This is a genomic window from Pseudanabaena sp. 'Roaring Creek' (assembly GCF_001402795.1).
GTDB lineage: Bacteria > Cyanobacteriota > Cyanobacteriia > Pseudanabaenales > Pseudanabaenaceae > Pseudanabaena.
On record NZ_LIRE01000545.1, the window covers coordinates 1 to 1768 of the forward strand.

General features: G+C 47.2%; 1 protein-coding gene. It reads right to left on the minus strand.

Annotated features, from left to right (window positions below; translation table 11 throughout):
* Positions 1-24: 24 nt before the first annotated feature.
* On the minus strand, positions 25-1548 hold the full coding sequence (locus AC805_RS16170) for a family 10 glycosylhydrolase (RefSeq protein ID WP_055076374.1): 1524 nt from the start codon (positions 1546-1548) through the stop codon (positions 25-27).
* Between the last annotated feature and the right edge of the window lie 220 nt (positions 1549-1768).

Here is a 1768-nt window from a genome sequence, read left to right on the forward strand (position 1 = left end):
ATGCTTAACTACTTACAAAAAGATCTACAGTTTGCAAAATTGACGCGATCGCGAAAAAGTGGCTTCTTGGAGTTGCCAACCAAAGGCAAAATGGCTGAGGGAATTAATTGCAGGTATGGCAGTATGAATGGCTTGCATTTGAGCTTCTAAGGATGGGCGATTGGCGGAGGGTACGTTCCATTGCCCAACTAAAATCGGGGCGATCTTGGTTCCATTAGGTGCGTATTGAGCAACCTTGAGGACTTGATTCACAATGCAATCGGGTTTGCCACAGACCGCATAAGCCATTGGTTGCCACTCGTAGTCGTTGGTAAACAAATGCCAAGGTTGCATTCGCGAGTCAAAACCCTCTCCCACAGGTTGATTGCCATCGGAGAAAAACGCAATACTGGCGGGAATTCCTGCGCGAAAGACAGGTTTGGAGACAATGCCGAGATAGTAGGTCACGCCGATAAACGCATGTCCCACCGCTAGCCGCCAAAGTTCGCTCTGCCAATAGGCGATCGCAGGATTGGGTAGAGTTGAGGGTTGACGACCTTGCCAGAGCGGCTCTGATTCTTGGGGATAGAGCTTTTTTAATGCTTGTAAATCCGTGGGAGTCACGTAGCCTTGCTTGAGAAATCGGTCGATCAGTTCCCTGCCTTGAAAATTCTCGGCGCGATCGCGGAGAGCCTGTAATGAAGCAGAGCCATAGATCCAGAGGTAGCGCACATTACTGACTACCGAAGCCGCACCTGCACCACGCTTATAACGCACATAGTCAAATACTACTCCGTCGGGGTGGCGCTTGAGCACTTCATGCACCGCTAGGTATAAATCGTTCTGAGCTTGATAATTATAGGGATCGATAAATAGCTGATTGGTAGTGGGAACTTCACCTTCAGGATTTTTTCCTAAGTTCTCTACTATGGACATTGTCGTATCGCCATTGGCATTGCGAGCGATCGCATTTTGTCTCGCCACCGTTAGCTTGGGCAATCCATTAAGATCGACTCCTCGGGCGTAAGCGGTACTGAAGTTCATCGTAAATATCCAAGCCCGAACATTCAGTCCGCGTTCTCTTCCTTTATCGATCGCCAGTTGTAACAAATCTGCATTCTGGTATCGATCCGCATCGACCAGCGATTCCCAAGCTGTGATATTTCCCGAACGAGGCAAGAGGATTTTCCCTTCCGAAAAAACCTCGATAAATACTTGGTTGTAACCTCGATTGATGATCCGATCCATCACTTCATCGAGTTTTCCCGATTGCAGATCGCAGGGATAGAGACGCAGCCAGACACCTTGAGTTTTCAGCCAAGATTTTTGACGGCAGATTTGGAGAGCTTGCGTATGTTGCTTGACGATCGCTTGATATTCGGCGATCGCTGCTTGATTGGTGGGATCTTGAAAAGCTGCCGACCGCAATTTGTCTTTATTGGCGATCGCCTCGTTATCAAATTGGCAATATTCACTGACCTGAGCCAATGATTGCGCCAAACCCAGTGATAGATTGGCGACTAAAGGGACTAGAGCTACGGTAAAGACTCGAACGAGCGATGCTGGCATATAGCAGTTTCCAAATAAGTCTGAAATTGCCGCAATGTTTTGGGGAAATATGATAAGTAGCTAGGCATAAGTAAACTTAAAACCTAGAAGAGCATACCGCCCGCATAGCGGGCGGTATGCTCGCTGGTTTTGGTTTTTAATTATGCCGAACTACTTATTAGATTTTCTACCTAGCGCAAGCACTGTATCAGAAATCTGATACCATGAATGACTTTAATCT